Source organism: Flavobacteriales bacterium (genome assembly GCA_013001705.1).
GTDB lineage: Bacteria > Bacteroidota > Bacteroidia > Flavobacteriales_D > JABDKJ01 > JABDLZ01.
Genome location: JABDLZ010000173.1, coordinates 1 through 2862 on the forward strand (window position 1 = coordinate 1; position 2862 = coordinate 2862).

At 51.8% G+C, this 2862-nt stretch carries 3 protein-coding genes; all 3 read right to left on the reverse strand.

Annotated features, from left to right (window positions below; all coding sequences use genetic code 11):
- Positions 1–652, reverse strand: a 652-nt coding sequence (locus HKN79_07150; GenBank protein NNC83338.1) for a hypothetical protein, incomplete at its 3' end; no start/stop codon positions are given.
- A 75-nt stretch (positions 653–727) separates the two neighbouring features.
- Complete coding sequence (gene yfcC, locus HKN79_07155) at positions 728–2107, reverse strand: putative basic amino acid antiporter YfcC (GenBank protein NNC83339.1); 1380 nt, start codon at positions 2105–2107, stop codon at positions 728–730.
- A gap of 65 nt (positions 2108–2172) precedes the next feature.
- The coding region (locus HKN79_07160; protein ID NNC83340.1) for a threonine synthase at positions 2173–2862 on the reverse strand (690 nt) is incomplete at its 5' end.

A 2862-nucleotide genomic window follows, 5' to 3' on the forward strand; every position in this document is an offset into this window, starting at 1 on the left:
CCTTATCGCAGACTTCGGGATTGGTGATCTCCACGGCACAACTGCTCAAACGCTCATCCAATGGATAATCCTTACGCCAGCGCTTGGCTTCTACGGCATAATCGATCTTAAGCCATTTCTGTGCCCAAACGATGGCTATCATCCCTCCTATCACACCCATAGGGTAGGCAAAACTGTAGCCGATCACCGCTTCATTGGCCAAGCTTTGGGCCACAGTCTCGGAGTATTCTGAGGAGATGAAATCCAGCACTCCTGCCAGAGCAGCGGTATTGGTGGTACTTCCAGTATAGATTCCGGTGGCCTTGGCAGCCGAGAAATCGAATAAGGCCCACAGTCCGGCTGTGATGATACCGGTCAAGCAGAGCATAGAGATGATGAAAACGAAGTCTCTCACTCCGTGTTTTCTATACATCTCGAAGAAGGCCGGCCCGGAACTCAGCCCGACCGAGTAGACGAATATGGCCAGACCGAGTTGAAGGATGACATCAGGCACGATGAATCCATCATCCAGCGCACCGAAGAACAGCCCGACAAACAATACGGCAGAGACTCCGAGCGAACTTCCTTTGATACGGAAGTTTCCTATGAGATAGCCAAGAGCGGCTACCACAAAAAGGAGTACAAGTGGGTTGTTCCTGAACAATTCGATCATAGCGCTGCAAAGAACCGAATATCCTCAGCGTAATCCGAACGGCCGGCACCCTTTATACATGAATTAATTGTTAGATCAGGCCCACTCGAAGAGCGTAACTGGCAAGGCCAGCATGATGAAGGCCAGAATCACTGCCGCCACCATCAATTTCCAGATCCATTTGACCCATTTGTCGAAGGGGATATCCCCAATAGCCAGTATCCCCATGGTCACTCCACTGGTAGGAATGATGAGATTGAAGAGCCCATCTCCCAATTGATAGGCCAGCACCGCGGTCTGCCGGCTGATACCGATCAGATCGGCCAGAGGCGTCATGATGGGCATGGTGATGGCTGCCTGACCGGAGCCACTCGGAATGAAGAAGTTGATGAAGCCTTGGATGATGAACATCAGCTGGACCGAGACGGCCGCAGGAAGACCTTCTACCGCGCCAGCCGTGTGATACAGCATGGTGTCGATGATCTTACCATCCGTAGCGATGACCAGAATACTCTTGGACAGAGCGATGATCACTGCAGCAGGTAGCATGGCCCTGGCTCCCGTATAGAAGGCCTCTACCGCTTCTTCTGTAGAAGAACCTGAGACCAAGGTGGACAGCACCCCGAGACTGATGAACAAGGCACAGATCTCCGGGATGTACCAGTCGAATCGCATGGCGCCCAGCATGACAAAGATCAAAGAGAACACGAAGAGGACGAGCACGAACTTACGAGCCGGAGTCAATTCTATTGCCTCCATCATCTGGACCTCTGTCTCGCCCTCGGCTACAAATGCTGCACTGCTCCCACGGTCGAGTTTACGCGTGTAGTTCAGGACGAATAAGATGGCCAGTGCGGTGAACAAGAGCCAAACGATCAATCGGTATTCGAATCCACTAAAGAGTGGGATCTCCGCAATTCCTTGCGCAATTCCCACGGTGAAGGGATTGAAGGCAGCCCCAGCGAATCCCATCCCTGCCCCGATGAATGGAATGGCCACTCCCACGAGGGCGTCATAGCCCATACTGCGGGCCAAAGGGATGGTGATCAGTGCAAAGACCAGTGTCTCTTCACTCATGCCGAAGGTCATTCCTGCTAAGGAGAAGATGGTCATGAGCAGGGCGATGATCCAGCCTTTGGCACCGGGCCTTTTCTTGGCATACTCCAAGATCTTGAACAAAGCTGCATCGATGGCCCCGGTAGAAGTCATCATCTGGAACGCACCCCCTACCAGAAGTACGAATGCGATGATCTCCATAGCCCCTTCGAATCCTCTGAGCGGTGCCTTGAGCAATTCGAAGAATCCTTGCCCCTGTGACTCCTCTGCTTGATAGGTATCCGGTACGACCACCATCCTCCCATCGATCATCATACGCTCGTATTCACCAGCCGGAATGACCCATGTAAGGATCATGAACAGGAAGAGGATCACCGATACGATGACCAATGAATCAGGGGACTTCTTGAGGAATTTCATGTGGATCGGTTCTATCAAATGTATCCAAACGGATCACATCGACCGACTACACCGAGCACATTACGTCACCTATCGAGCAGAAAGGATTTGAAATCTTCGAAGTCGATAGAACACGGATAGGCGACTTTCTCAAGGTCTTTCAATCTGGATAGCGCATGAGGAACATCCACCTGATCGATGAGTTCATCCATGACAGGAAGGAACTTGGCAGGATGGGCGGTCTCCAACAAGACTCCGGTACATGCGTGCTGAGCATGATAGTCCTTGAGGGCGAGATAGCCCACAGCCCCGTGAGGGTCCAAGGTGTAGCCTGTGCGCTCGAATACATCCTGGATAGATGCTCGGGTCTCGTCATCACTGAATGAATTGCCTACCAGCATTTCCTTCATCTGTTCCACTTTCCCATTAAAAAGTGCTTCCATACGCTGAAAGTTGGACGGGTCTCCCACATCCATTGCATTGGAGATAGTAGACTGAGAAGGTCGAGGTTCGTATTTCCCATTTTGCAGATAGCTGGGTACGATGTCATTGACATTGGTCGCAGCGATGATCTTCTGCACGGGTAGACCCATACGGTGAGCGATGAGTCCAGCTGTGAGATTTCCGAAATTGCCGGAGGGCACGCAGAAGACCAGATCATCGGGAGCATCCAACTGCGCATAGGCTCCCACATAGTAGAAGGACTGAGGGATGAGCCGAGCGATATTGATGCTATTGGCCGAACTCAGCATGTACTTCTCATTGAGTTCGGAATC

Excerpts from the sequence above, each read along its gene's own strand:
- yfcC (NNC83339.1), bottom strand. The coding sequence starts at position 2,107 with ATGAAATTCCTCAAGAAGTCCCCTGATTCATTGGTCATCGTATCGGTG.